The sequence below is a fragment of the Mycobacterium ostraviense genome (assembly GCF_002705925.1).
GTDB lineage: Bacteria > Actinomycetota > Actinomycetes > Mycobacteriales > Mycobacteriaceae > Mycobacterium > Mycobacterium ostraviense.
Genome location: NZ_NKRE01000001.1, coordinates 1,771,673 through 1,776,381, shown reverse-complemented (window position 1 = coordinate 1,776,381; position 4,709 = coordinate 1,771,673). Strand labels below are relative to the sequence as shown.

The following is a 4,709-nucleotide window of genomic DNA, read 5'->3' as shown; positions in this document are numbered from 1 at the left end:
CCGGACAGCCCCCTCACGGAACTCCCGGTCGTACTTCATCCGCTTCTCTGGCATCGTGCTCCTCATTGTCGATGCCTCTACGGTTTGGGGGGAACCTCACACCCGAAACTGCTGGTCCCCTAGTCGAATTCGCGGACAGCTCGGGCTACGACGCACTTCCACGCAAGTACCGCTTGTCCACTTCCCGCCGCAAAGAAGGGGAATGCGTAGTCGGCAATTCCGCAAGGCGATGATAGCCAGTACTTTTCGCGTACAACGCAGGTGAAGCGCAAGGCGCATGTACGCCACAGCGGTGGATGCAACTTGCATTGCGTCCCGCCATCACACGTCCCGACCGTGGAGCCGGGGTCCACCTCCACGTTTGGGCCCGGAGGGCCGTTCTCCTCCGGGCTACCCTTGCAGAATTGGTGTGCACTGTGACCGCGGGTTGTTGGCGGGCCCGGGTGAGCGAGTTTCTTGATACCCCAACGTGTTTGGGATTAGCACCGGTGGTGACCGACGCTAGTTGTTTGGTGGTGGTGGTTGGGGTTGGAAGGGTTCATACCACCACCAGTCGGCGCGCTCGCCGGTGGGCCCGGGATAGGCTGCGACAGCGGGCGGGGGAAGGGTCGGCGGACGTGCCAGCGATCCTGCGCTCAGCGGTCGGCCGCAGCTGTCGGTGACGGTGGGATCGGCGGCGGGGCCGGTGATGGTGATGATGCCGCGGTGGTGGCTGCGGTGGTGATAGGGGCAGACCAGCACCAGGTTGTCCAGCTCGGTGGCGCCGCCGTCTTCCCAGTGCCTGCGCGTAATGCGCATCAGATCCCGCACCGGCCCGGGCGGCGATGACCCCGACCTGATCCAGCGACAACCAGCCCTCCCGCATGCCCGCGACACACTGCGGGAACTCCTCGAACCGGCGCGCCACGGCGGTGATCGTGTGGGCGTTTGTCGAAGACGAGCCGAGCTTCCAGGCCAGCAACGCCGCCACCGACCGCGCGCCCGTGGCCCCGCACAGCTCGTCGCGCTCCATTTCGGCGGCGATTTCCACGATGCGCCCGTCAATCGCGTTGCGCTGACCGGCCAACTCCGCCAGCTCCTCGAACAGCACCTCAAGACGCTGGCCAGGGCGCGTTGCCGCAGAGCCCAACGATGCGGTCACCGACATAACCACATCATCACAGTCGGGTACGACAAGTCTGCGCTGGTGCGTGGCAGGTGCTCGACCGCGCGCGATCCGCGTCGCGAAAACCACACGATCTACACCGCGGTCGCGCCCAAGGCGGTCTTTACGATGCGCGCATTTGGCCACCCGGGCAGCCCCCGCCCGCGAATTTAGCGCGCATCGAGACCGCCCATGCCGCTGAGCTGGCCCGCGGCGTCAACTACGCCGCCCTCACCAAGAGCACCGACCAAATCCCCGGCCAGCTCGACCTGCTCACCGGCCAGGAGGCCCAACCGCAATGATGGACAAACTGATCTCCTACTACGGCTTTTCCCGCACCCCATTCGGCCGCGATCTGGCCGCGTCCATGCTGCACCGCCATGCCGCCCACAACGAAGCGGTCGCGCGTATCGGCTGGTGTGTCGCCGACCGCCGCATCGGAGTGATTACCGGTGAAGTCGGACCGGGTTCTCACTGCTGATTTCCTTTCCTCGTTTGTCTCATTAGGTCCAGATTCGGGCCGAACGCTGCGTTGTTGTGGTGTTCATGGTCGCGCGGGTTGGTGCGATCATGGTGTGCTGGACCGGATGCGACAAGTTGCTGCGGCGATTCATGGCGCCGTCGTGAACAAGGTGTTCTCCGTCAGCGGCAGTTGGATGGCCAGGCCCTTGCGTTGGCCACGGTTGACATGCACGGCGTTGAGTTCGCCGCGGCGGATCCGGTCCAGGACAGTCTGTTTGGCCAAATCGAGTCGCCGGGCGGCCTGCTCAAGCCCAACCCATCCCTCGGGTGTGTCCGGGGTGATCTTGGCGCGTAACTCAGCGTCGACGCGGATCCGCCACGGGCCGCCGGGGCCCTGCTGCTCGCCGCGGATGAAGCCGCTGGCCAGCCACCGGTAGAGGGTGGCGCGGGAGGTGCCAAGCAATGTCTCAGCTTCGGCGATGCTGACCATGTGCACATCGTCGCCGACGGGTACGACAGGTTCGATCGGCCCAGCGATGCCGTGTTTGCGGCGCAGACTGCCAACCCGGTCACGGGTGAACGCCAGCCCGGTCGCGGTCATCACGCCTTGTCGGGCAAGCAGGCGCGCGATCGTCGCGTCGTCGTAGTGCACGGCCAGCCGCCGAATGCGCTCCAGCGTGTCGGCTTCGGTACGGATCGCGCTATCGACGCCGCGGCGCGGCAACGCGATGGTGACGTCACTGTTAGCGCCGCCCTCCCAACGGATTCGGACGGCGGCCGTCGCGGCGTCGCGGTCGACGGTAATGACGACCTCACTGACCAGCAGCCGCAGCAGCTGCTTGCGTTCGCGGATCGTGGTGGTTTCGGCGTCGAACACCGCACGCAGGTCAGCGCCCGCGCCAGACAACCAGGCCACCTCCTCCTCGGTGAGCACCGCCGGCCGCCGGGACCGCTGCGTGTCGAGGTCGGCCTCGGCTTGGCGCAGCGTGACAAGCCTTGCCTCCCAATCACTTTCCAGACTGCGAGCGACCAAGCGGTTCTCCGGCTCGACCACGTCGAACTGGCGGTGGGCCCGCTCGGCCTCGTAGCGGGCCCGCTCGACCGCAAGCTCGAACGCGCGCACCCGCCGGGCATGCTGGTCTTCGGCCTCGGCCAGCGCGGCTGCGGTGGCAGCCAGCGCGGCCGGCTGCAACACCGTGAACATCTCCTCGACCACAGCGGCGTCCAGGCGGCGCCCGCTCAGGCTCTGACAGCTGCGCGCCGACCCATACAGTCGCAACCCCTGCGCACACACATACCGCGGCACTCGACCGCTCGGGCCGGAGTAGCTGACCAGCATCCGCCGCCCGCACTTTCCGCACACCACCAGACCCTGTAACAGGGCGCGGCCTTCGCGCACCGCCCCGCCACCCTGCCCGCGGGGCGCACGAGCGTTGGCGCGCAACCGTTCTCGGTTGGCCAGATAGGTCTGCCAGGACACGTAGCCGGGATGATGCTCCGGGATGGTCACTTCCCACTCCTCGCGCGGCAGTTCACGCTCGCGGGCGACAATGCGGCCGGTCTCGTCCAGACGCCGGCTCACCTTCGTTCGCCCGAACACGAACGCCCCACCGTAGGCCGGGTTCGTCAAAAAGTCATGAACCGCAGGGTAAGTCGCCTCGGCCCAGCGGATGAGCCGCGCGCCTGCAGACCGGCGCGGCAGCCGCAGACCGTCCCCGCGCAGCGACAGCACCACCTGACGCGCCGAACCCAGCTCGTCGAATCGGTCGAACACCGCCGCGATGGCGGCACGGACCGCCTCGTCTGGACTGAGCACGATACGTCCATCCTCGTCGTAGTCCAGCCCGACCGGCAGCAGTTGCCGCAACTCGCCCCGTGCCGCCTTGTGCCGCAGGCCGGCATCCAGCCGCGAGCGCAACACATGCAGCTCGGCCTCGCTCATCGTGCCCTTCAACCCCAGCACCAGCCGATCGTTGTAGTCGCCGGGGTGATACAGCCCGTCCGCGTCGGCGATCAGGGTGTCGGTCATCGCGCACAGGTCCAGCAGGTGATACCAGTCGGCGTTGCGGCGGGCCAACCGAGACACCTCGATGCCCAGCACCAGGCCGACCTGGCCCAGCCCCACCGCAGCAACCAGCCCCTGAAACCCCACTCGCGCGGTGGCCTCGGCCCCCGAACAGCCCAAGTCGTTGTCGATCACGTGTACCCGATCAGCCGACCACCCCAAGCGGTGCGCCCGCTCGACCAGCTCATACTGCCGCTGCAAGCTCTCGGTGTTCTCCCGCACCTGTGTCATCGTCGACTGCCGCACATACACCCACGCCTCCCGCCGCAAGTGCGCGGGCCGAATCTTGGTTGGCTCAGTCATCGCTGCCGTCCTCGACCAGCACGCCCCGGGCGATCATCCGGGCCAGCAGCGTCAGCACCTGCGCCCGGGTGCGCTCCGGCAGCAGCTCCCACCGCTCGCCGACACACTCCTGTTCCCATGGCAGCCGCAGTTGCACCGCGGCCGCTATCCTGATTCCTCGCACGGCTCACCTCCTGATCTCGTTGGCGCGGATCCAGTGAGGTGAGCCTTGTCCATCCAGGCCGAAACTGGCCGCATCTGGTCACGACGACACGCCCGACGTCGACGCGGCACCGGCGTCTCGAGCAAGTCGCGACCGCAGCCGCCGCACCCCCTCAACCGACAACGTCGTCGCCAACCGCGGCACCACGGCCTCGGCGTCGCCGAACACGTCCGTCGCGTCCGCCGCCACCATGCCCGGAGTACCATCGGGAAGCACCACCACGAGCCTCACCACGCCCTGCCGTCGACGAAATGTCAACGCCCGCAACCGCTCACCGCACAATGGGTGCGTGGCATCGATCACCGTGATATCGCACGGCAGGACCGCACGAAGCTGTTGCAGTCTGTCGCCTGCACTGTCGGCGCCGGCAAAACCGTCGCCGTGCGCGCCGCGCTGGCCGCCCTCGATGCCAGCCGCCACGCCGTCATCTACCTGCCCGACCCCACCGTCGGGGTCCGCGGCATCCACCACCGCATCGTCGCCTCGCTGGGCGGACAACCCCTGACCCATCACGCCACGCTGGCTCCCCAAGC

3 protein-coding genes and 4 pseudogenes are annotated in these 4,709 nt (G+C 67.6%); 3 read left to right on the top strand and 4 right to left on the bottom strand.

Annotation, left to right across the window (positions count from 1 at the left end; genetic code table 11):
• Positions 1-501: 501 nt before the first annotated feature.
• Positions 502-1,147 (bottom strand): annotated as a pseudogene (locus CDN38_RS08020) (HNH endonuclease signature motif containing protein).
• A 173-nt stretch (positions 1,148-1,320) separates the two neighbouring features.
• On the opposite strand from CDN38_RS08020, the pseudogene CDN38_RS30565 reads away from it, so the two are divergent.
• Both CDN38_RS30565 and CDN38_RS08010 read left to right on the top strand, forming a co-directional pair.
• Positions 1,321-1,446, top strand: a pseudogene (locus CDN38_RS30565) (hypothetical protein); the annotation flags it as partial.
• Positions 1,443-1,613 (top strand): annotated as a pseudogene (locus CDN38_RS08010) (ExeA family protein); the annotation flags it as partial. The pseudogenes CDN38_RS30565 and CDN38_RS08010, both read left to right, overlap by 4 nt.
• Positions 1,614-1,754: 141 nt before the next feature.
• On the opposite strand, the gene CDN38_RS08005 reads toward CDN38_RS08010, so the two are convergent.
• The 3 genes from CDN38_RS08005 to CDN38_RS29960 all read right to left on the bottom strand — a co-directional run bounded on the left by CDN38_RS08005 (position 1,755) and on the right by CDN38_RS29960 (position 4,479).
• A complete protein-coding gene (locus CDN38_RS08005) occupies positions 1,755-3,974 on the bottom strand; it encodes a recombinase family protein (RefSeq protein WP_075509472.1) in 2,220 nt (739 codons plus the stop codon).
• Positions 3,967-4,137 (bottom strand): hypothetical protein, encoded by a 171-nt coding sequence (locus CDN38_RS29355; protein ID WP_161951588.1) that lies wholly within the window; start codon positions 4,135-4,137, stop codon positions 3,967-3,969. Before CDN38_RS29355 ends, CDN38_RS08005 begins: the two co-directional genes overlap by 8 nt.
• A gap of 78 nt (positions 4,138-4,215) precedes the next feature.
• A complete protein-coding gene (locus CDN38_RS29960; protein ID WP_142361250.1) occupies positions 4,216-4,479 on the bottom strand; it encodes a hypothetical protein in 264 nt (87 codons plus the stop codon).
• A 54-nt stretch (positions 4,480-4,533) separates the two neighbouring features.
• Here CDN38_RS29960 and CDN38_RS07995 point away from each other — a divergent pair.
• Positions 4,534-4,709 (top strand): annotated as a pseudogene (locus tag CDN38_RS07995) (ExeA family protein); the annotation flags it as partial.

Coding starts and splice junctions, on each gene's coding strand:
- CDN38_RS08005 (WP_075509472.1), bottom strand. CDS start 3,974: ATGACTGAGCCAACCAAGATTCGGCCCGCGCACTTGCGGCGGGAGGCG.